This window comes from Pseudoduganella plicata (assembly GCF_004421005.1).
In the GTDB taxonomy this organism is placed as follows: domain Bacteria; phylum Pseudomonadota; class Gammaproteobacteria; order Burkholderiales; family Burkholderiaceae_D; genus Rugamonas; species Rugamonas plicata.
Genome location: NZ_CP038026.1, coordinates 2,093,303 through 2,114,981 on the forward strand (window position 1 = coordinate 2,093,303; position 21,679 = coordinate 2,114,981).

A 21,679-nucleotide genomic window follows, 5' to 3' on the forward strand; every position below is an offset into this window, starting at 1 on the left:
ATGCCATGTAAAGTCATGCTTTATCGATCGGAGATACAACATGACCAACAAGGCACTCATCATCGGCAGCAGCGGCGTCGTCGGCAGCGCGCTTGCGGAGCGGCTGCTCGAGCAAGGCTGGAACGTATCCGGCGTCTCGCGCGGCCGTACGGCCACCGTGCCCGGCGTGACGCAGATCAGCGCGGACCTGACCTCGCGGGATGCACTCGACGCAGCGCTTGCCGGCGTCGATCCCACGCACGTCTTCATCACGGCCTGGTCGCGCCAGGCCAACGAGGAAGAGAACATCAAGGTCAACGGCGCCATGGTGGCGAACGTGCTGGCGGCCATCGGCCCGGCCGGCACCGTGCGCCACGCCGCGCTGGTGACGGGGCTGAAGCACTACCTCGGCCCGTTCGACGCCTACGGCAAGGGCGCCGTGCCCGTGACCCCGTTCCGCGAGGAGCAGGGCCGCCAGGACGTTCCCAACTTCTACTACGAGCAGGAAGACCGCCTGTTCGACGCGGCGAAGCAGTTCGGCTTCACATGGAGCGTGCATCGTCCCCACACGATCATCGGCTACGCCGTCGGCAATGCGATGAACATGGGGCAGACGCTGGCCGTCTATGCAAGCCTGTGCAAGCACACGGGCCAGCCGTTCGTCTTCCCCGGCAGCCGCGCCCAGTGGGAAGGCGTGACGGACCTGACGGACGCACGCGTGCTGGCACGCCACCTGCAATGGGCATCGACGAACGACGCGGGCAAGAACGAGGATTTCAACGTCGTCAATGGCGACATCATCCGCTGGCAGTGGCTGTGGCCGAAGCTGGCAGACTATTTCGGCGTGGAGGCGGCGCCGCTGCCGGCGGCCATCAGCCCCCTGGAAGACCGCATGGCGGTTGCGCCGCGGCTGTGGCGCGAGATCGCGCAGCAGCACGGCCTGGCCGAAGCGGACGTCACGAAGCTGGCCTCCTGGTGGCATACGGACGCGGACCTGGGCCGGCCAATGGAAGTCATCACGGACATGACGAAAAGCCGCAAGGCGGGCTTCCTCGATTATCAAGGCACGCCGGACGCGTTCTTCGACCTGTTCGAGCGGCTGAAACGCGAGAAGCTGATTCCAGGCTGAGTATCTGGGGCCTGGCTCCCGCCGAAGTCAGCGCATGCGAGGATCGACCAGCCACTTGCGCTGCATGACCGCGCCGATCCGCGCAGCATCCGCATGGCGCGGATTGATCAGCACATTGCGCTCCTCCGGCACCAGCGCGGATGGCACGTCCAGCAGCGCCGTCCGCCCTTCCCTGCACCATGCTTCGCCGGCCTGTACGCTGGGCAGTCCATACGGATCGGCATCCCAGCCGGCCGGCACCGGGTCGAGCACGGTGCGCGCGGCATACACGTCGTCCGGCACGTCGATCCGCACCAGGTACCGGTTCCACGGAAGCCGTTCCACCGCCAGGTGCGCCAGCGTCTCCAGTGAAGCCAGCGCGATATTGGCCGATGTGTAGACGACCGGCGTGCCGCGCAGGTTCCAGCGCCCGCCCGTGGTCTCGGCACCCTTGCCGCTCAGGTCATCGGCCGAATACGCAGGCGTGACCGCGGCAATGCGCCACAGCGCGCAGGTCATGCATAGGCTCCGCTCTGCGTCATGTCGAGCAGGTTGGCGATGTATTTCTGGCCCTCGACGGTGTCGAGGTAGCTGGCGGGCGTCTTGCCGCCCAGGGCGGGAACGGAGGTGTTGAGCCAGCGCGACAGCCAGGCGAGCGTATCGAAGCCTTCCGCGTTGCCGGACTGTTCGACCATCGTCTGCACCTGGCCGATCAGTGCTTTCACGCCCAGCACACGCTCCGATTCGTCCGGCGGCAGCGGGCGGTTCTCGCGTACCTTGCGGTTCAGCGTGGCGCGCGGAATACCCAGCGCGTCCATCAGGCTTTCCTTGGAGACAGCAAGCAGAGCCGACAACTCCGCCACCTCGCGGGCGGCAACGCCTTCCCGGATCAATTCGATGCGATATTGCGGCCCCGCCTGGAACAGCCGTACGAAGCTTGCACATTCGCCATCGCCCCCCTGCCGAGCGGTACGACGGCGCTCAGCCACCGATTTGTCTGCTGCGCCCATAACTGTCTCCAATGAGCCATCAGACTATCTCAAATGATCCGACGAGGCAAGCACGCTCCACCGGCGCGTGATGCAGCTCAGCCTTGCGGCAAGGCAGCTGTCAGCTCGGTCCAGCCCAGCGGCTGCGGCTGGCCCCGCTCGCGCACGCCGAAGAACGTTACCGCCAGCTCCCCCTGGTCGTCGAAGAATTCGACGGACGTGACGCCGGCGCGCTGCAGCACGTAGCCGGCGCGGAACGTGCCATCGCGCAGGTGCAGATTGAAGTCGGGATCGAGCACATTGAACCAGCCGCCGCTCGCGGCGACTTTGCCGATCTTGCCGATCTTGCCGCTGTAGATCTGCGTGACGGCGCCGTTGCCGACAAAGGCCATGATTGCCACGCCCTTGGCCGCTGCCTGTTCCAGCAGCTGGCGTACGGCATGCGGCGCAATCCTGCGGGCCGCGCCGGCAGGCGCCAGGCGTAGCGCCTGCTCGCGCGACATGCCGAATTCGCCGACGATGCGGTTGAACTGGTGCACGTCTGTCATCTCCTTCCACGCGAGCTGGAATTCCTTGACGTCGATTGCGCTGTCCGGTTTTGGGGCGGGCTTCGGCGCGGCGGGAACGATTGCCAGCTTGCCGTCCTGCTGCGGATGACGGAACTCGGCCACCAGCTTGTCGAACACGGGAATGGCCGCGTCGTTCTTCAGGTAGACCTTGTGGACGGCCGTGCCGGCGGCATCGAAGAACTGCAGGCTGCGGCTGACGGCGCCGTCGCGCCCCGGCTGTATCACGGCGAAGGCATGGCGCCATTTCGGGAACTGGAAGCGCAGGTCGATGGGGCCGCCCAGGTAGCCGCCGGCGATATTGAGTTCGCGCGCCTCGCGCTCGGCATCCTTGGCGCCGTCGTCTCCCTGCTTGGCCTGGGCGATGCGCGTGGCGGTGCCGGTCACTTCGATGACGGCATTCTCGTTGCGCGTCAGCGCCATCACGCGGCCCAGGTCGAGCGCGCGGCGCATGATCTCGCGCGGCGCATGCGCCGTGTCGGCAAGGCGGGTGACGGTGTTGCCGATGCCGGTGGCCAGCAGTTCCGCTTCGGAGACCTGCAGCGTGCGCGACGCGTCGCGCATCTGCACCGTGGGCTGCTCCTTGCGCAGCGCGGCCCACCGTTCGGCCAGGGTGGGCGTTTGCGCGAAGGCGCAGGGTGTGCCGATGGCCATGGCGCCGGCCAATGCCAGCAGATTGCGTCGTAGTGTTTTCATGATGTCCTCAGTAAATCAGTTTGAAGGTGACGGCCGCATAACGGCCGGGGCGCGCCTGGCGTTCGATGTCGGCCAGCGTTGCCGCCGTGGTGCCGGCCGGCAGGCTGCGCGAGTTGGCGTAATCCCAGTATTTCTTGTCCGTGACGTTGTAGATGCCGGCCGTCAGCTCGGCGTTGCCGCCGACATTCCAGTAAGCCGCCAGGTCCATGATCGTGTAGGACGGCACGGCAAAGCGCGTGCCCACCGCTGCGCTGGCGGCCGCGAACACGTCGGCATCGGCCCGCTTGGCGCCGACGTGGACCAGCGACACCGATGCCCCACCGCGCTTGCCCGGATCGTCCCACGCCAGCGTGGCGCTGGCCTTGCGGGGCAAGGTGGACGCCAGTTCGGCCTCCATCCCGCTGGCCTCGTTGCGTGCCTTGCTGTGCTGGACGCCGGCCACCAGCGCCAGGCTGGTGCCGTTCAGCGGTGCCGACCACTGGCCGAAGTCGAAGCGCGCGGACGCCTCGCCGCCCCAGGTCTTCGCATCGCCCACGTTTTCCGGCCGGTACAGGCCAAAGGTGATGGTCGGGTAGTTGACGGGATCGGGCGGCTGCGCCGCATATTCGATCAGGTTGTCGTAGCTCGTATGGAACAGCGCGGCACTGACGCGCACGCCGCGGGCCACCTGCCCTTTGATCCCCAGCTCGAACGCGTTGCTGGTCTCCTTCTTCAAGCCGGCATTGCCCAGCACTGCATAGCCGTTGCTGCCGCCCGTGTAACTGAAGGAATCGTAGGTGCCCGTACGCTCTGCCGCCGTGGGCAGGCGCGTGCCGCGGCTGTACTGCAGGTAGGCGGACCACTCCGGCCGCAGCGCATATGCCAGCGCCAGGCTGGGCGTGAAGTAGCCGTCGCTCTCCTCGCGCACTTCCCCGGCCGCGCCGGGCACCGCGACGGCATAGGTCGACAGGTTCTTTGGTTTCAGCTCCCGATGGTCATAGCGCAGGCCCGGCGTGATCGTGAAGTCGCCCAGTGCCAGCTCGCCGCGTGCATAGGCCGCCAGCTTGCGCGTGTCCGTATCGGCCATGCGGTTCTTGCTCATGATCTGGTGCGCGCCCGTCGCGATGACGGTCCGATCCTCGCGCCACGGTCGGCGTGTCTCGATCGACTCGGCGCTGAAGCCATACGCCAGCCCGTGCGCGCCAAACCGCTTGGTCGCGTTGGTCGTAACGCCCACGCTGTCGTTCTCGAAGCCCGTCGCGATGTCGCGCACGTAGGGCTGGTTGCCGGTGATGTAGCGGGCATGCGTGGCGTCGGCCACTTCCGCGTCCTGCACGTAGATACGGCTTTCGAGCGTATCGAACCAGGGGGTCGTGCCGGTGAAGCGGTGATCGATGCTGGCCCGGCTGCGGCGCGTGCGTGAGTCCTGCGCCGCGCCTTCCGGGTACGAGGCGCCTTGCTTGTTGTCGAAGCGGCGCCGGTGCTGGGCGCGATAGGCATCGATGGTCGCCACCAGCGTGTGGCCCTGCCGGGGCGAGTACGCCAGCTTGGCCAGCAGCGCATCCGAATTCCAGTCGTCCGGATTCACAGCCACGCTGCCGCTGGACTCGAGCGCGCTGCCGTCGCGATGCACCAGCAGCGCCAGCGCTTCCCATGCGCCGCTGTGCACTGCGCCCGTCAGCGCATGCATGCGCATATTGGCCGCGCCGTCGTAGCCGAACTTGTAATCGGCATGGACGGGGTGGGTGGCGCTGACGTAATCCTCCGGCGCCTTCGTGACGAACGTGACGGCGCCGCCCAGTCCCGGCGTGCCGGCGCGCGTGGCCGTCGTGCCGGAGCTGATCTCCACCGTGCGGAACGTTTCGGGGTCGAAGTAATCGCGCCCGACACCGAACGCGTTGGCGGTCATGCCGTCCGGCTTGGGCGCCGCATCCGGCAGCGCGATGCCGTCCAGGTCGAGGCTGACGCGGTTGCCTTCCACGCCGCGGATATTGAAGCCCGTGTTGCCGGCGCCGTCCCACACGTTGCCGCTGCCGCTGGCGGCGCCCGGCACGCTGACGAGCGGCGCATAGCGCGCCATGTTCTGCATGTCGGTGGCGCCGCGGCGCGTCAGGTCGTCCGCGGTCAAGGCGGTCGTGGTGCCCGGCTCGTCGATGCGTTTGCCGGTGATGACGACGGTGTCGACGTCGTCGGCCGCAGGGGCGGCGTATGCGTGGGGAGCGAGTGCGGCAGCCAGCAGTGCGGGAAGCAATGCCAGCCGGAGAGTGTTACAGCCAGGAGTTGCGGCCATGTCAGTCCAGATAAGAGTTCAGTGAAAAGCTGGCTCTTGAACCTGGCGAGTGACCTCGCGAGACCGGGCAAGATTGCTGGCGCTATCCTGCCATGTTAATACGAATGATTCTCATTTTCAAGTAGACGTTATGTTGATTTCCGGTCCGGCATGGTGCTGACGTGTCTGCCAGAGTCAGTGCGGCCTGGCGTCCTTCGGCTTCTCAGGTGGTGGCGGCGCGGGCGTGACGCCCTCGCCAGGCATGTCCTGGCCCTTGCGCAGGATCTGAACGTAGATCTCGTTCTGCTTGATCATCGACAGCTCGAAACGGGCCCGTTCCTCGACGGCGCCGGTGCCGTCCTTCAGGTCGCGCACTTCGGAATCGAGCTTGGCGTTACGGCTCTTGAGGCTGTCGTTCTTCTGGTGGGCCGCATCGACCTGCTGCTCCAGATCGGCGACACGGAGCCATCCGCCCTTTCCCAGCCACAATGGATATTGAATCAACAGCAGCAGCACTGCCAGGGCAAGGGTAATCAGACGCATAAAATGGAAAACCGGCCGGTAGAGCATACCGGCCGGAAATAAGAGTTGCGGAGAGTTGCGATTACTTCAGATTATAGAACGCTTCGCGACCCGGGTAGCTGGCAATATCGCCCAGATCTTCTTCGATACGCAGCAACTGGTTGTATTTCGCCATACGATCCGAGCGCGACATCGAACCCGTCTTGATCTGCAGTGCGTTCAGGCCGACGGCGATGTCGGCAATCGTCGAGTCTTCCGTCTCGCCCGAGCGGTGCGAGATGACGGCCGTGTAGCCGGCGCGCTTGGCCATTTCGATGGCGGCGAACGTTTCGGTCAGCGTACCGATCTGGTTGATCTTGATCAGGATCGAGTTGGCGACGCCCTTCTGGATGCCTTCCTTCAGGATCTTGGTGTTGGTGACGAACAGGTCGTCGCCGACCAGCTGCACCTTCTTGCCCAGCGCGCCGGTCAGCGTGGCCCAGCCTTCCCAGTCGCCTTCGGCCATGGCGTCCTCGATCGAGATGATCGGGTACTTGTCGCACCACGTCGACAGCAGGTTGGTGAAGTCCTGTGCCGACAGCGACAGGCCTTCGCCTTCCAGCTCGTACTTGCCGTTCTTGTAGAACTCGGACGCGGCGCAGTCCAGGCCCAGCGCGATCTGCGTGCCTGGCTCGTAGCCGGCTTCCTCGATGGCCTGGATGATCAGCTTGATCGCTTCCTCATGGTTCTGCACGGACGGTGCGAAGCCGCCTTCGTCGCCCACGGCCGTCGTCAGGCCCTTCTTGTGCAGGATCTTCTTCAGCGTGTGGAACACTTCGGCGCCGTAGCGGATCGCTTCCTTGAACGTCGGTGCGCCCACGGGAATGATCATGAATTCCTGGATGTCCAGGTTGTTGTCGGCGTGCGCGCCACCGTTGATGACGTTCATCATCGGCACCGGCATCTGCATCGAGCCCGAACCGCCGAAGTAGCGGTACAGCGGCAGGCCCGCTTCTTCCGCGGCGGCCTTGGCGACGGCCATCGACACGGCCAGCATCGCGTTCGCACCCAGGCGCGATTTGTTTTCGGTGCCGTCCAGGTCGATCAGCGTACGGTCCAGGAAGGCCTGTTCGTTCGCGTCCAGGCCCATGATCGCTTCGGAGATCTCGGTGTTGATGTTCTCGCAGGCCTGCAGCACGCCCTTGCCGAAGTAGCGCTTCGGATCGCCGTCGCGCAGCTCGATGGCTTCGCGCGAACCGGTCGACGCGCCCGACGGCACGGCTGCACGGCCCATCACGCCCGACTCCAGCAGCACGTCGCATTCCACGGTCGGATTGCCGCGCGAGTCGATGACCTCACGGCCGATAATATCAACGATAGCACTCATAACACTTCTCCAAAGTAGACAAGAAACCGGTGGGCACGCACGTCGGGAACCTGCCGCAAACGTGGTGCGCATGTCAAAATTGCAGCAAGGGTAACAGAGGATCGCCTTGTAGGGAAGCGCGACGACTCACTACAAAAAGTGTCGCCGCCGCGCCCTGCCGGGGCGGTCGACGCATTACGCCAGCGCGAGGGAAGATATGCACGTCGCACACTCGGACACGAACGAAGGGGCACGCGACCTGCTGCGCCGCATGCTGGACGCGGCCATCGCCGCCGCCCAGCCCGGGCTGTGCATCCCCGCAGCCCTCCCCGCGCCGCCGACAGGCCGGCTGATCGTCATCGGCGCCGGCAAGGCATCCGCGGCGATGGCGCGAGCCGTCGAGCAGCAGTGGACCGGGGCGTTGGCCGGCCTGGTCGTTACCCGCTATGGCTATGCGGTGCCGTGCGAGCGCATCGAGATTGTCGAAGCGGCGCACCCGGTGCCCGATGCGGCCGGGCTGGAGGCCGCGCGGCGCATGCTCGAAAGCGTGCAGAAGCTGACCGAAGACGACACCGTACTGTGCCTGATCTCCGGCGGCGGCTCGTCGCTGCTGCCGTTGCCGCTCGATGGCATCACGCTGGAACACAAGCAGCGCGTCAGCGCCGCCTTGCTGAACTCCGGCGCCACGATCGGCGAGATGAACTGCGTGCGCCGGCATCTGTCCGCCATCAAGGGCGGCCGGCTGGCGGCGGCGTGCCACCCGGCCCGCGTCGTCACGCTGCTGATTTCGGACGTGCCGGGCGACGACTCGACCGACATCGCCTCCGGCCCCACGGTAGCCGACCCGACCACGTGCGCCGATGCGCTGGACATCGTGCGCCGCTACGGCATCGACCTGCCGGCCGCGGTGACGGACGTGCTGGCGAGCGGCCGCGGCGAATCCGTCAAGCCGGGCGATCCGCGCCTGGCACGCGCCGAGGCGCACCTGGTCGCCACGCCGCGAATGGCGCTGGAAGCGGCGGCGCGCGTGGCGCGTGAAGCTGGCGTGACACCGTACATCCTGGGCGACAGTATCGAGGGCGAAGCACGCGACGTCGGCAAGGTCATGGCCGCCATCGCGCGGCAGGCTGCGGCGCACGACGAGCCGTTCGCCACGCCGTGCGTGCTGCTGTCCGGCGGCGAGACGACGGTGACGGTGCGGGGCAACGGCCGCGGCGGGCGCAACGTGGAGTTCCTGCTGGCGTGTGCGATCGCGCTGCGCGGCGCACCGGGCATCCATGGCCTGGCAGCGGATACGGACGGCGTCGATGGTCAGGAAGAGATCGCGGGCGCGGTGATTGCGCCGGACACGCTGGCGCGCGCCTGGGCCGCCGGCATCCGCCCCGCCGACAGCCTGGCCAACAACGACGGCCACGGCTTCTTCCAGGCGCTGGGCGACAGCGTGGTCACGGGCCCGACGCTGACGAACGTCAACGACTTCCGCGCGCTGTTGATCCTGGGGATTGAAGCTGCCGAGACGGCTGATGAGTTCCGGGGTCAGGGGCCGTCGATCGCGCCGGAAGCATAAAAAAAGCCGGCTTGTCGCCGGCTTTTCAGTCTTACTCGAAGCTGTTCTCGAGGAAGCCGGCCTTCTTGGTGATGCGGTCCAGCTCGATCAAGGTGGACAGCAGGTCCTTCATGCGGCCCAGCGGCACGGCGTTCGGACCATCCGACAGCGCGGTGGCCGGCGTCGGGTGCGTTTCCATGAACAGGCCGGCCACGCCGACGGCGACCGCCGCGCGCGACAGCACGGGCACCATCTCGCGCATGCCGCCCGACGACGTGCCGTTGCCGCCCGGGAGCTGCACGGAGTGCGTCGCGTCGAACACGACCGGCGCGCCCGTTTCGCGCATGATTGCCAGCGAGCGCATGTCGGACACCAGGTTGTTGTAGCCGAACGAGGCGCCGCGTTCGCAGGCCATGAAGTTGTCTTCGTTGAGGCCCTTCGCCTTCGCGGCGGCACGGGCCTTGTCGATGACGTTCTTCATGTCGTGCGGGGCCAGGAACTGGCCCTTCTTGATGTTCACGGGCAGGCCGGACTGTGCACAGGCCGTGATGAAGTCCGTCTGGCGGCACAGGAAAGCCGGCGTCTGGATCACGTCGACGATCTTCGAGACGATTTCGATCTCTTCGATCGAGTGCACGTCCGTCAGCACGGGCACGCCCAGCTCGCGCTTGACGTCGCCCAGGATTTCCAGGCCCTTGTCCATGCCGGGGCCGCGGTACGACGTGCCGGAGGAACGGTTGGCCTTGTCGAACGACGACTTGTAGATGTAAGGAATGCCCAGTTCAGCGGTCATTTCCTTCATGGCGCCGGCGACGTCGAACGCCATCTGGCGCGACTCGATCACGCAGGTGCCGGCGATCAGGAAGAACGGCTGGTCCAGCCCGACATCGAATCCACACAGTTTCATGCTGCATCTCCTTGCTCGGTTACGGCAGCGCCGCTGTTGGCGGCCGTGCGCGACACGCTCTTGTGCGCCAGCGCCGCCTCGATGAACGACTTGAACAGCGGGTGGCCGTCGCGCGGCGTCGACTTGAATTCAGGGTGGTACTGCACGCCCATATACCATGGGTGCGCATTGGCGCCTTCGCGCGGCAGTTCCATGATTTCGCACAGGTCTTCCGTCGGCGTACGTGCCGCCACGACCAGGCCCGCTTCTTCCACGCGCGGCAGGTAGTGGTTGTTCGCTTCGTAGCGGTGGCGGTGACGCTCCGTCACGACGCCGCCGTAGATCTCGTGCGCCAGCGTACCCGGCTTGACGGCGCAGGCCTGTGCACCCAGGCGCATCGTACCGCCCAGGTCCGAGTTGGCATCGCGCTTTTCCACTTTGCCGTCCTGGCCCTGCCACTCGTCGATCAGCGCGACGACCGGCTGGTCGGTGTCGGCATCGAACTCGGTCGAGTTGGCGTTCGTCAGGCCCGCCATATGGCGTGCGTATTCGATGAGCGCCACCTGCATGCCCAGGCAGATGCCCAGGTAAGGCACCTTGTTCTCACGGGCGAACTGCGCCGCACGGATCTTGCCTTCCACCCCGCGCTTGCCGAAGCCGCCCGGCACGAGAATCGCGTCGTACTTGGCCAGGTCGCCCGGGCCCTTTGCCTCGATCTCTTCCGAGTCGATGTATTCGATGTTGACGCGGCTTTCCGTGTGGATGCCGGCGTGGCGCAGCGCTTCCGTCAGCGACTTGTACGATTCGGTCAGGTCGACATACTTGCCCACCATGCCGATCGAGACTTCCTGCTTCGGGTGCTCCAGCGTGTAGATCAGCTTCGACCAGACCGACAGGTCGGCCGGGGCCGGGTCGATGTCCAGCGCCTCGCAGATGATCGCGTCCAGGCCCTGGTCGTGCAGCATCTGCGGCACCTTGTAGATCGTGTCGACGTCCCAGACGGAGATCACGGCGCGCTCTTCGATGTTCGAGAACAGCGAGATCTTGGCGCGCTCGTCTTCCGGGATGGCGCGGTCGGCGCGGCACAGCAGCGCGTTCGGCGAAATGCCGATCTCGCGCAGCTTCTGCACCGAGTGCTGCGTCGGTTTCGTTTTCAGTTCGCCTGCGGAGGCGATGAACGGCACCAGCGTCAGGTGCACGAACGCGGCGTTCTTGCGGCCCGCGCGCAGGCTCAGCTGACGTGCCGCTTCCAGGAACGGCAGCGACTCGATGTCGCCCACGGTACCGCCGATCTCGCACAGCGCCACGTCGTAGCCTTCCGCGCCGCGGCGGATGTAGTCCTGGATTTCGTTCGTGATGTGCGGGATCACCTGCACCGTCTTGCCCAGGTACTCGCCGCGGCGTTCCTTGCGGATCACGGATTCGTAGATCTGGCCCGTGGTGAAGTTGTTCACCTTGCGCATGCGGGTCGAGATGAAACGTTCGTAGTGCCCGAGATCCAGGTCGGTTTCGGCGCCATCGTCCGTGACGAAGACTTCACCGTGCTGCATGGGGCTCATCGTGCCCGGGTCCACGTTGATGTACGGGTCCAGCTTGAGCATGGTGACTTTGAGGCCGCGCGATTCGAGGATCGCGGCGAGGGAGGCGGCGGCAATCCCTTTTCCAAGGGACGACACAACGCCACCAGTGACGAAGACAAATTTGGTCATTGCGAGATCGGGCGCCGGGAAGGCGCGATGCGGGAAATTGAAATTATAGCCTAAACCGCCCGACCCTTCATCATGCAACGGTCGAAATTACGCTGTAGCAACCCACTTCATTGTGCGCAAACGAACAGACCCGCCAGCCGCGTCGGGCCGAAAATGGTCATTATTTCAACAGGAGGTCACCATGAGCTTTGTTAATGACGTCGTCGGCACCAATAACGAACAGGGCCCAGGCCCACGCCTGATGGGGGCGGACACGCTGATCGGCGACCACATCCACAATATGCAGAACGAACATCTGGGCACCGTCAAGGAAATCATGCTGGACATGCAGACGGGCCGCATTTCCTACGTCGTGATGGCGTCGGGCGGCGTGCTGACGATCGGCGAGAAGCTGTTCGCCGTGCCCTGGGAAGCGCTGGCGCTGGACCCGGCCAACCACCAGTTGCGCCTGAACATTGCCAAAGAGCGCATTGAAGCGGCACCTGGCTTCGACAAGGACCACTGGCCGGACATGGCGAACGACGCCTGGGCCACGGAAGTGCACAGCTACTACGGAACCGGCGCATCGGCCGGGCAGCACCAGAGCCTGCGCTGACGGTGGGCGGCCTTTGGCCGCCACTTCGGTGCCCCGCGCATTGGCGGGCACCCTCAATGCCGGTTGCGTCCTGCGCGGGCCGCCGGCGGGCAGCCTGCCTGCCCGGAATCGGCCATAACCCGGCCGCGGCGCGCCCTCTTCGGAGGGCGCGTTTTTTTGCTGTGACGTCAGGTTTTACGCCAGTCGTAAATTCAGCCGTACCGCATCGGCGTCCAGGCGATGCCGTTCTTTTCCTCGCGCGGCGCGGCCGGCACAAAGCCGAGCCGCACGTACATCGGCAGCGCGTGATCGGAAGCGTTGACGGTGAAGACGCCCGGATTGCCCAATGCCAGCGCCTCGTCGCGCGCCAGTTCCCACAGCCGGCGGCCCAGTCCCTGTCCGTGCAACGCACGGTCGACAAACAGATGGAACAGGTGGCCGTTGTCGCGCATGGCGACGAAGCCGGCCAGCGTGTCGCCGCGCCACGCCAGCCGGTAGCGGAACGACGGCGCGGCCAGGTAGCGCGCCTGCGCGGCCGCGTCGATATTGGCGACAAACGATCCGGCGCCCCGCCCTGCCGGGTCGACCGTCAGGAACGGCAGCAGGTCCATGACGAGGGCGCCGAGGATCGGCGCATCCGCGACGGTGCCGGGGCGAATGACGATGGCGTTGTCCATCGCATCATTCTGCCAGAACCTTCGCGGCCCGCCGATCGGTTCGTCAATTCACCCACAGCAGCCGGCGCAGGTAGCGCATGGCGGCGCTGTCGGTCTGTTCCGGCTTGCCGGCATACGACTGGATGAACGCGTTCAGGCCCGATGCGGGATGGGCCGCGTCGATCTTGCGGCAGTAAGCTTGCCACGCCTGGCGGTTGGTGGCCTCAAGCGGATATTTCGGCGCATTGCGGAACAGCGCGGACACCGAGAAGCCCTGGCCTTCCGGACACACGCGGGCCATGGCCGCCATCACGCCGGACATCTTCTCGCCCAGCGGCAAAAGAGTCTTGCCCTCGACCAGCGGGATCAAGTGAGACATCAGTTCACCCCAGACGCGGAAGTCGTCAGCATCCATCGGCACGGGAAAAACCGTGTTGACCTGACGCGGATTGGCCAGCCATTCCAGGTCGTCGTCCCGTTCGGCCAGCACGGCGCGGCGCATTTTCTCCGACGTATTGATCCCCTGCACCAGCAGCCGGTGCGCACGCTGCATGCCTTCCGGATGGGCCAGGAAGATCGCGCGGCTCGATGTACCCTCGCTTTCCCGATACTGGTACGACAGCGCCATCTCCATCAGCGCCTCGGCAAAGTAATGGTAGCTGAGCGACCACGCGATGTCCGACTGGTCGGTGCGGATCGCCGCCTTGCGGTTGTACTCGTCCTCGTAATAGCTCTCGTCTTCGGACGGCGCCTGCAGCTTGAGCTGGCCGTCCCGCCGTGCCGGGATGGCGAAGAAATTGCGTTCCGCGGTACTGATGCTGCCGTCGCCGTTCAGGTCCCGCGCCCACGTGGCCGGCACCAGCAGCAGGCCGTCCGCGCTCGAGCGGATGCGGATCTTTTCCAGCATCTGGCGGCTCTGGCGCAGCTGGTCGCGCGCGTGCGTCAGTTCGGCGCGCACGGCCAGCGCGATCTCGGTGTTGGAAGGCTTGTTCTCGCCCATCCGGCGCGAGCCCTGCTCGACAAACGTCCAGACATGCTGGACCAGCGCCACGTCCTTGCAGATGACGAAGGCCTGCTGCTCCTGCACGCTCATGCGCAGGCTGCGCTTGACGTTCGTGCAGGTCTTGTCGAAGGCGGCGGAGCTGGTCAGGTCGGGCTGGGCGGCCGAAGCAGTACCGGCCAGCAGGAATGACGACAGCACGGTTGGCAGCAATGAAGCGGTAAATCGCATGGGATCCTCGATCGAAGTAAATGTTCGCCAAGGTTAGCCAAACGAAGCTATTGGCTATTGCGTACCGTTAATCCTTGTCGAATGGAGGCGCGATTATACTGGCCAAGCCACCCGTATTGTCAAATTCGCAATTCGCATACCGGCCCTGATGCCGGTGTCCGTCATCCGTTTCAACGTCGGCGCAGCGGCCGGCGCACCATCTTGTCCTGCCGGCGAGTTCTCGGCGCCCCGCTGTATCGACGGTGTCGGCGACGCGCGCCGCGTCAAGCCGCGCCTGCACCGCCCGGCGTGGAACGGGCACGAGGCCCCCGCCACGAGCACACGGGACCCCGGCGCGCCGCTGCTGCGCTGCCAGCGCGGCGCCGGGCCGCTCAAGCAGCTGCGTTAGTGCGGCGACGCGCGTTACAGCTCGCGCCCCAGGAACAGCACCCCGTCCAGCGGATTGTAGACGTAGGGTTCGATGGCGACGAATCCCAGCTCGCGGTACAGCCCCACGGCCGCCGTCATCGTTGCCAGCGTGTCGAGGCAGATCTGCCGATAGCCGGCCTCCTTCGCCTCGGCGCAGATGCGCTCCGCCAGGCCCCGCCCCAGCCGTTGCGCGCGGGCCGCCGGCCTCACGTACAGCCGCTTCATCTCGCAGCGCGCCGCATCGACGGGCCGCAGGGCGACGCAGCCGACAGCCGTTGCGCCATCCCACGCCAGCAGCAGGCGTCCGCGTGGCGCCGCGTATTTGCCGGGCAGTTCGGCCAGCTCCGCCTCGAAATTCTGGAAGCACAGGTCCACGCCCAGCGCCACCGCGTATTCTCGAAACAGTTCGCGCACCACGGGCAGATTGTCCGGCAGCACGGCCGGCCGGATGTCGATGGTCACAGGTACAGCGGCATTGTCTGGCATGACGTCTCCTCCGATTGATGGCGCCATGCTACCGCATCAGCAGAAGTCGCGGCTGGCCGTCGGCAGCTTGCCCAGCATCGGCGACAGGTCGACCAGCCGCTTGGCGACCAGGTGGCGCACGATGCCTTCCTGCTGCCACACCCCATATACGCCCAGCAGCGATGCGCCCAGCACCTCGCGCCGGTACCGGTCGACGAGGTCGGGCCAGACGATGACGTTGACGTTGCCCGTCTCGTCCTCGATCGTGACGAACAGCACGCCCTTGGCCGTGCCGGGACGCTGGCGCACGGTGACGATGCCGGCGCCGCGCGCGAGCTGGCCGTCGGCGAACGTGTTCAGCACCTCGGCCGGCAGGAAGCGCTTGGCCAGCAGCTGGGAGCGCAGCAGCGCCAGCGGATGCCGCCCCAGCGTCAGCCCCTGGGCGCGGTAGTCGCCGATGATGTCGTCGCCTTCGCTCGGCGCGCGCAGCCGGGGCGCCTCTTCCACCGCCGTGGTGGGGCGCAGCAGGTCCTTGTCGGGCACCGCGCCCACCGCTTCCCACAGCGCCTGGCGGCGGTTGCCGGCCAGGCTTTGCAGCGCGTTGCCCGATGCCAGCACCTGCAGGTCGTGCCGGTCGAGCCGCGCCCGGCGCGCCAGGTCCGCCACGTCCGCGAACGGCTGCAGCGCGCGCGCCTGCTCGATCCGTTCGGCCGCCTCGGCGCGCATGCCGCGCAACAGGGACATTCCGAGACGCACTGCCGGCTGCACGCGGGCGTCTTTTTCCTCCAGCGTGGAATCCCAGCCGCTGACGGCGATGTCGATGGGCCGTACCTCGACGCCATGCCGCTTCGCATCCTGCACCAGCTGCGACGGCCCGTAGAATCCCATCGGCTGGCTGTTGAGCAGCGCGCACAGGAACGCGGCCGGCTCGTGGCACTTGATCCACGAGCTCACGTACGTCAGCAGCGCGAAGCTGGCCGCATGCGATTCGGGAAAACCATATTCGCCGAAGCCCTGGATCTGTTCGCAGATGCGCTCGGCGAACTCGATGTCGTAATCCCGCTCCAGCATGCCCGAGATGATGCGGCCGCGGTACTTGTCCATGCCGCCCTTGCGCTTCCATGCCGCCATCGCGCGGCGCAGCTGGTCAGCCTCCCCTTCCGAGAAGCCGGCGGCAATCATCGCCACCTGCATCACCTGCTCCTGGAAGATCGGCACGCCCAGGGTGCGCTCCAGCGCTTCGTGCAGGCCTTCCGGATAATCGATCAGGCTCGGGTCGAGCCGGCGCTGCAGATAGGGATGGACCATGCCACCCTGGATGGGACCGGGCCGTACCAGCGCAACTTCGATGACGAGGTCATAGAAGCGGCGCGGCCGCAGGCGCGGCAGCATCGTCATCTGCGCGCGCGATTCGATCTGGAACACGCCGATGGTATCGGCCTCGCACATCATGTCGTACGTAGCGGTGTCGTCGCGCGGGATATCCTGCATGCGGAACTCCTCGCCGCGGCGCTCGCCGATCAGGTTCAGGGCGCGGCGCAGCGCCGACAGCATGCCCAGCGCCAGCACGTCCACCTTCAGCAGGCCCAGTTCTTCCAGGTCGTCCTTGTCCCACTGGATCACGCTGCGGTCCTTCATCGTCGCGTTCTCGATGGGGACGAGGCGCGACAATTTGTCCTGCGCGATGACGAAGCCGCCCACGTGCTGCGACAGGTGGCGCGGGAACCCCAGCAGCCGCTGCGCCAGGCTGGCCCACTGGTGCGCCATCGGCGTGGTGGGATCGAGGCCGCATTCGGCAAAGCGGTTCAGCAGTTCGTGCTTGCTGTCGAACCAGTGGTGCGCTTTCGCCACCTTCTCGACGATAGCCAGGTCCACGCCCAGCGCCTTGCCCGCGTCGCGCAATGCGCTCTTGGGCCGATAGCAGATCACCGTGGCCGCCAGCGCTGCCCGGTGCCGGCCGTATTTGGCGTAGATGTACTGGATGACTTCTTCGCGCCGCTGGTGCTCGAAGTCCACGTCGATATCGGGCGGCTCGTCGCGCTCGCGCGAAATGAAGCGCCCCATCAGCAGATTGCTCTCGGCCGGATTGACCTCCGTGATGCCCAGGCAGTAGCAGACGGCGGAGTTGGCGGCCGAGCCGCGGCCCTGGCACAGGATCTCCTGGCTGCGGGCAAAGCGCACGATGTCGTAGACCGTCAGGAAGAAGAACTCGTACTTCAGCTCCGCGACCAGTGCCAGTTCTTTCTCGATCTGGTCCTGCACCTTGGCCGGCACGCCTTCCGGGAAGCGCGCGTGCGCGCCGATATACGTTTCCTGGCGCAGGTACGACGAGGGCGTATGCTCCGGCGGTATCAGCTCGTTCGGATATTCGTAGCGCAGTTCGTCCAGCGAGAATTTGCAGGCCTGCGCGATGCGGATCGTTTCGGCCAGCGTCTGCGGCGGATAGACGTTGGCCAGGCGCAGGCGCGAACGCAGGTGCTGCTCCGCGTTCTGCGCCAAGTCGTAGCCGCATTCGAACACGGGCTTGCCCAGCCGGACGGCCGTCAGCGTGTCGTGCAAGGGTTTGCGCGAGCGCACGTGCATGCAGACGTGGCCCGCCGCCACGACGGGCATGCCGTGCTGCAGCGCCACCTCGTCGATGCTGAGGCGGTGGCCTTCGTCGAACGCACGCTGCAGCAGCACGAGGCCCAGCCACGCACGCCCCGGGAACGTGGCCGCCATCCATGCCGCCCCGTTGTGCAGGCGGTCGATGTCCGCCGTGTCCCAGACCGGGTACGCGGGCAAGAGGATCAGCAGGCAATCCGGCAGACCTTGCAGGTGCGCCCGCTCCGGCGGCGGCGCGGCAAAATCGGCCGGATGCAGCAGGTAATGGCCCTTCTCCGCGCGGGTGCGGCCCAGGGTGATCATCTCCGACAGGTTGCCGTAGCCGTTGCGATTCTGCGCAATCGCCAGCAGCGACAGCGCGTGCGAACCGTCCGGGTTCGTCAGCCTGAACCAGCTGCCGATCAGGAGGTTCTCGTTCCAGCCCGCCGCCTTGGCCTCGCCATGGGCGCGCACGACGCCGGCCAGCGAGCACTCGTCCGTGATCGCCAGCGCCGTGTAGTCCAGCTGCATGGCGCGCGCCACCAGCTCCTCCGCATGCGAGGCGCCGTGCAGGAACGAGAAGTTCGTCATGCAGAACAACTCCGCGTACGGCGGCAGGGTGGTAAACGTGGACATCGGCGATCCGTTGATACTGTATAAACGTACAGTATTATACCGTGCACCGGCTGCGTTATCCTGTACGGATGACACGACAACTCGAACTGCTCTGCTTTGGCACCCGTCCCGGCGAGGGCAACGCGGCACTGGTGCTGCTGGACGACGGCAGCAATGCGGCCCAACGCCAGGCGCTGGCGGCAGCCAGCGGCGTAAGTGCCTGCGTCTTCATCGACGTCCCTGCGTACTCCCCCACGCTCGATTTTTATTACCCTCACATGCGCAGCCCTTTGTGCGTGCACGCCACGCTGGCGGCGGCGCGCGTGCTGCTGGACGCCACGGCGGGCCCGCTCGTCGTGCGCACGGCATTGCGTGGACAGACGCTGACGCTGCACCGGCAGTCCGATGACGTGTATGTGGAACTGGCTTCGCAGCCAGCGCCAGCGCCGCCGTTATCCACTGCATTGGCGGCTCGGCTGATACCCGGAATCGCGCTAGCATCCACGCCGGCCATTGCCTCCGTCGGCAGTCCGAAGCTGCTGCTGGAAGTGCGCGACAGTGCGGCGCTGGAGGCGCTGCGGCCCGACCTGGCGGCGATTCATGCATGGGGCAAGGAGCACGGCATCGGCGGCTGCTACGCGTGGTGCCGCCGGCCGGACGGCGCGCTGGAAGGACGCAACTTCAATCACCTGGACGCGGCGCACGAGGACAGCGCGACAGGCGTGGCGGCAGGCGCGTTGACGGTTTTTCTGGGCGAATCGCTGCGGCTGTATCAGGGCGCGCATCTGGGCAAACCATGCCTGTTGCGGACCGTGCTGGAGAGAGAAACGCTGCTGATCGGCGGAGCAGTGGAGTATGCGCGCAGGGACGGCAAACTATAGTAGCGTGCCACCCGCACAAGTGTAAATAACGAACTTGTGCGAAATTGTTACACTCGCAAAATTGGTCTTAGTGCAACGCGGGCCTGCCGATTAGAATCATTTTTTTCCTTCGGAGAGCGCCCCGTGTTTTCGACCCCAGCCAAGATTCGCACCCACCTCCGCCCCGTCCGCCAGGCAGTCCTGTTGAGCTTGTACGGCAGCGCTATCTTCGCCGCCGCATCGGGCGCGCACGCCCAGAACACCGGCACGCCGCCGGCCGCCATCGCGCCGGCCGATTCGTCCCTGCAGGTCGTCAACGTGGTCGGCTCGCGCCGCGCCACCAGTTCGGCGACCGATACCGTCTCCCCTGTCGACGTGATCCCGCTGTCGGCCGCCGCCGAACGAGGCGGCCAGTTCGATCTGTCGCAGACGCTGACCAATATTTCGCCGTCGTTCAACTCCACGCGCCAGACCGGCGCGGATGGCGCCGACCTGGTGGACTCCGCCGCGCTGCGCGGCCTGGGTTCCGACCAGACGCTGGTGCTGGTGAACGGCAAGCGCCGCCACACGTCCTCGCTGGTCAACCTGTTCGGCGCGCGCAACCGCGGCAACACGGGCACGGACATGAACGCGATCCCGATGCTGGCGATCAAGGACGTGCAGGTACTGCGCGACGGCGCCGCCGCCCAATACGGCTCGGACGCCATTGCCGGCGTGATGGACATCGGCCTGAAACGCAGCATCGGCTGCGAAGCGGTGGCCGGCTACGGCCAGTATTCCGCCGGCGACGGCAAGAACTACCTCGCCTCGGCCTACTGCGGCTTCGCGCTGGCCGGCGGCGTCGTCGGCGTGACGGGCGAATACCTCGACCGCGGCCGCTCGGACCGTTCGGAGCCGGACAATCCGCGCATCATCGGCGACTCGAAAACCAAGAACAAGACGCTGTACGTCAACGGCGACATTCCGACCGGCGTGGCCGGCGGCTCCGGACGCTTCTACTTCACCGGCGGCGTGCAGACGCGCGACGCCTCGTCGGCCGCCTTCGGCCGCGGCGGCGTCGGCACGGAGGATATCCCGTCGCGCAATTCCGCCGCCATGTACCCGGACGGCTTCGTCCCGTTCATCAACGGCGACCTGGATGACCGCTACGTGATCCTGGGCCACCGCGCCAAGCTGGGCGAGTGGAACACGGATCTGTCGCAAACGTATGGCTACAACCGCCTGCGCTACGCCATCGCCAATACGCTGAACGCGTCGATCGCCAATGCCGACCTGCTGGCCGGCGGTCAGGGTGTCAGCCCGACTTCCTTCGAGGCGGGCGGCTTCTCGTTCGCCCAGTACACGACCAACCTGGACTTCAACCGCTACTTCACCGGCATGGTCGGCGATGGCCTGAACGTGGCGTTCGGCGCCGAGTACCGCGTCGAGAAGTACAAGATCGAAGCCGGCGAACCGGGTTCGTACATCGACGCGGACGGCGTCGGCATCGGCGGCAACGCGGGCAGCCAGGGCTTCCCCGGTTTCCAGCCAGGCGACATTACCAACGCGCGCCGCCACAGCACGGCGGCCTACCTGGACCTGGAAGCGGACATCAACGCGCAGACCAAACTGCAGGGTGCCGTGCGCTGGGAAAAATACAGCGACTTCGGCTCCACCGTCACCGGCAAGCTGGCCGGCAGCTACCGAGTGGCGCCATCGGTGCTGCTGCGCGGCTCGGCCAGCACGGGCTTCCGCGCGCCGTCGCTGCAGCAGGCCTACTTCTCGTCCACGTTCACCGACTTCATCGGCGGCGTGCCCACCGACGTGGTGCTGGCCCCGAATGGCGGCGCCGTCGCCAACCTGGCCGGCATTCCGAAGCTGAAGGAAGAGAAATCGCGCTCCTTCACGCTGGGCACAACGTGGACGCCGACGGACGCGATCTCCGTCACGGCCGACCTGTATCACATCAAGATCAAGGACCGCATCGTGCTGTCCGGCCGCTTCGACGCGGACAATTATCCCGAACTGGCGGCGCGGCTGGGGACATTGGGCGTAGGCCAGGCGCAGTTCTTCGTCAACTCCGTCGACACCAAGACGCAGGGCGTGGACCTGACCGCATCGCACAAGGGCACGGTGCTGGGCAACCGCCTGACGACGTTCCTGGCGGCGAACTTCAGCAAGACGGAAGTGGACGGCATCCATGCGCCGCAATCGCTGGCCGGCTACGAGGACGTACTGCTGTCCGAGCGCGAACGCCTGTTCATCGAACAGGGCGGTCCGCGCCGCAAGGTCACCCTGGGCTTCGACTACATCACGGGACCGATCCAGACGGACTTCCGCATCATCCACTTCGGTCCGCAGACCTTGGGCACCTTCAGCGGCACGGCGGCCGGCGTGCCGAACCTGAAGTACGAAGCGAAGACGTCGGCCGACCTGTCGCTGACCTACACGATCAACCAGAACGCCAAGATCACCGTAGGCGGCAACAACATCTTCAACGTCAAGCCGACGTCGCAGAACGCCGACGAAACGGACAACGGCTTCAAGTACGACAGCGTGCAGTTCGGCCTGAACGGCGCCTCGTACTTCGCGCGCCTGCACGTCAAGTTCTGACGTACAAGCTGTTGCCGGAAATCGGGGACTGTCCCCGTTTTTTGGCAATTTCTTACGGCCCTGCACGCCGCCCGGCTGTGGGGCTTTTTGTTGTCATCGCG

General features: G+C 66.1%; 18 protein-coding genes. 6 read left to right on the plus strand and 12 right to left on the minus strand.

The window, feature by feature from the left end; all coding sequences use genetic code 11:
* Positions 1-40: 40 nt before the first annotated feature.
* On the plus strand, positions 41-1,108 hold the full coding sequence (locus E1742_RS09230; protein WP_134384605.1) for an SDR family oxidoreductase: 1,068 nt from the start codon (positions 41-43) through the stop codon (positions 1,106-1,108).
* 27 nt (positions 1,109-1,135) lie between these two features.
* Here E1742_RS09230 and E1742_RS09235 read toward each other — a convergent pair whose 3' ends face one another.
* From E1742_RS09235 to eno, 6 genes are all read right to left on the minus strand, one after another.
* On the minus strand, positions 1,136-1,606 hold the full coding sequence (locus E1742_RS09235) for an RES family NAD+ phosphorylase (RefSeq protein WP_134384606.1): 471 nt from the start codon (positions 1,604-1,606) through the stop codon (positions 1,136-1,138).
* On the minus strand, positions 1,603-2,097 hold the full coding sequence (locus tag E1742_RS26685; protein ID WP_229466658.1) for an Xre family toxin-antitoxin system antitoxin: 495 nt from the start codon (positions 2,095-2,097) through the stop codon (positions 1,603-1,605). The genes E1742_RS09235 and E1742_RS26685 overlap by 4 nt, the downstream gene beginning before the upstream one ends.
* Before the next feature lie 77 nt (positions 2,098-2,174).
* Complete coding sequence (locus E1742_RS09245) at positions 2,175-3,338, minus strand: hemin-degrading factor (protein ID WP_134384607.1); 1,164 nt, start codon at positions 3,336-3,338, stop codon at positions 2,175-2,177.
* A gap of 7 nt (positions 3,339-3,345) precedes the next feature.
* Positions 3,346-5,607, minus strand: a complete 2,262-nt coding sequence (locus E1742_RS09250; RefSeq protein ID WP_134384608.1) for a TonB-dependent receptor domain-containing protein — start codon at positions 5,605-5,607, stop codon at positions 3,346-3,348.
* A gap of 174 nt (positions 5,608-5,781) precedes the next feature.
* On the minus strand, positions 5,782-6,129 hold the full coding sequence (gene ftsB / locus E1742_RS09255; protein ID WP_134384609.1) for a cell division protein FtsB: 348 nt from the start codon (positions 6,127-6,129) through the stop codon (positions 5,782-5,784).
* 61 nt (positions 6,130-6,190) lie between these two features.
* Positions 6,191-7,474, minus strand: coding sequence for a phosphopyruvate hydratase (eno, locus tag E1742_RS09260; protein WP_134384610.1), 1,284 nt, complete (start codon positions 7,472-7,474; stop codon positions 6,191-6,193).
* A gap of 196 nt (positions 7,475-7,670) precedes the next feature.
* On the opposite strand from eno, the gene E1742_RS09265 reads away from it, so the two are divergent.
* Positions 7,671-9,020 carry a glycerate kinase type-2 family protein gene (locus E1742_RS09265; RefSeq protein ID WP_134384611.1) on the plus strand — a complete coding sequence of 450 codons (1,350 nt, stop codon included), beginning with the start codon at positions 7,671-7,673 and terminating at the stop codon, positions 9,018-9,020.
* A gap of 31 nt (positions 9,021-9,051) precedes the next feature.
* Here E1742_RS09265 and kdsA read toward each other — a convergent pair whose 3' ends face one another.
* Together kdsA and pyrG are read right to left on the minus strand one after the other, a co-directional pair.
* The gene (kdsA, locus tag E1742_RS09270) at positions 9,052-9,906 is read right to left on the minus strand and encodes a 3-deoxy-8-phosphooctulonate synthase (RefSeq protein WP_134384612.1); all 855 of its coding nucleotides are present in this window, start codon (positions 9,904-9,906) and stop codon (positions 9,052-9,054) included.
* A complete protein-coding gene (gene pyrG / locus E1742_RS09275; protein WP_134384613.1) occupies positions 9,903-11,594 on the minus strand; it encodes a CTP synthase in 1,692 nt (563 codons plus the stop codon). Before pyrG ends, kdsA begins: the two co-directional genes overlap by 4 nt.
* Before the next feature lie 181 nt (positions 11,595-11,775).
* On the opposite strand from pyrG, the gene E1742_RS09280 reads away from it, so the two are divergent.
* Complete coding sequence (locus E1742_RS09280; RefSeq protein ID WP_134384614.1) at positions 11,776-12,189, plus strand: PRC-barrel domain-containing protein; 414 nt, start codon at positions 11,776-11,778, stop codon at positions 12,187-12,189.
* Between the two features lie 191 nt (positions 12,190-12,380).
* Here E1742_RS09280 and E1742_RS09285 read toward each other — a convergent pair whose 3' ends face one another.
* Together E1742_RS09285 and E1742_RS09290 are read right to left on the minus strand one after the other, a co-directional pair.
* The gene (locus E1742_RS09285; RefSeq protein ID WP_229466660.1) at positions 12,381-12,845 is read right to left on the minus strand and encodes a GNAT family N-acetyltransferase; all 465 of its coding nucleotides are present in this window, start codon (positions 12,843-12,845) and stop codon (positions 12,381-12,383) included.
* A 43-nt stretch (positions 12,846-12,888) separates the two neighbouring features.
* Positions 12,889-14,055, minus strand: coding sequence for a hypothetical protein (locus E1742_RS09290; protein ID WP_134384615.1), 1,167 nt, complete (start codon positions 14,053-14,055; stop codon positions 12,889-12,891).
* A gap of 148 nt (positions 14,056-14,203) precedes the next feature.
* On the opposite strand from E1742_RS09290, the gene E1742_RS09295 reads away from it, so the two are divergent.
* Positions 14,204-14,443, plus strand: a complete 240-nt coding sequence (locus tag E1742_RS09295; protein WP_134384616.1) for a hypothetical protein — start codon at positions 14,204-14,206, stop codon at positions 14,441-14,443.
* A 14-nt stretch (positions 14,444-14,457) separates the two neighbouring features.
* Here the strand turns inward: E1742_RS09295 and E1742_RS09300 are convergent, their stop codons facing one another.
* The gene (locus E1742_RS09300) at positions 14,458-14,949 is read right to left on the minus strand and encodes a GNAT family N-acetyltransferase (protein ID WP_134384617.1); all 492 of its coding nucleotides are present in this window, start codon (positions 14,947-14,949) and stop codon (positions 14,458-14,460) included.
* 36 nt (positions 14,950-14,985) lie between these two features.
* Complete coding sequence (locus tag E1742_RS09305) at positions 14,986-18,147, minus strand: error-prone DNA polymerase (RefSeq protein WP_134384618.1); 3,162 nt, start codon at positions 18,145-18,147, stop codon at positions 14,986-14,988.
* 68 nt (positions 18,148-18,215) lie between these two features.
* On the opposite strand from E1742_RS09305, the gene E1742_RS09310 reads away from it, so the two are divergent.
* Together E1742_RS09310 and E1742_RS09315 are read left to right on the plus strand one after the other, a co-directional pair.
* The gene (locus E1742_RS09310) at positions 18,216-19,007 is read left to right on the plus strand and encodes a PhzF family phenazine biosynthesis protein (RefSeq protein WP_134384619.1); all 792 of its coding nucleotides are present in this window, start codon (positions 18,216-18,218) and stop codon (positions 19,005-19,007) included.
* Positions 19,008-19,130: 123 nt separating this feature from the next.
* Entirely contained in the window at positions 19,131-21,578 is a 2,448-nt protein-coding gene (locus tag E1742_RS09315) for a TonB-dependent receptor plug domain-containing protein (protein WP_229466663.1), read from the plus strand.
* Positions 21,579-21,679 lie beyond the last annotated feature (101 nt).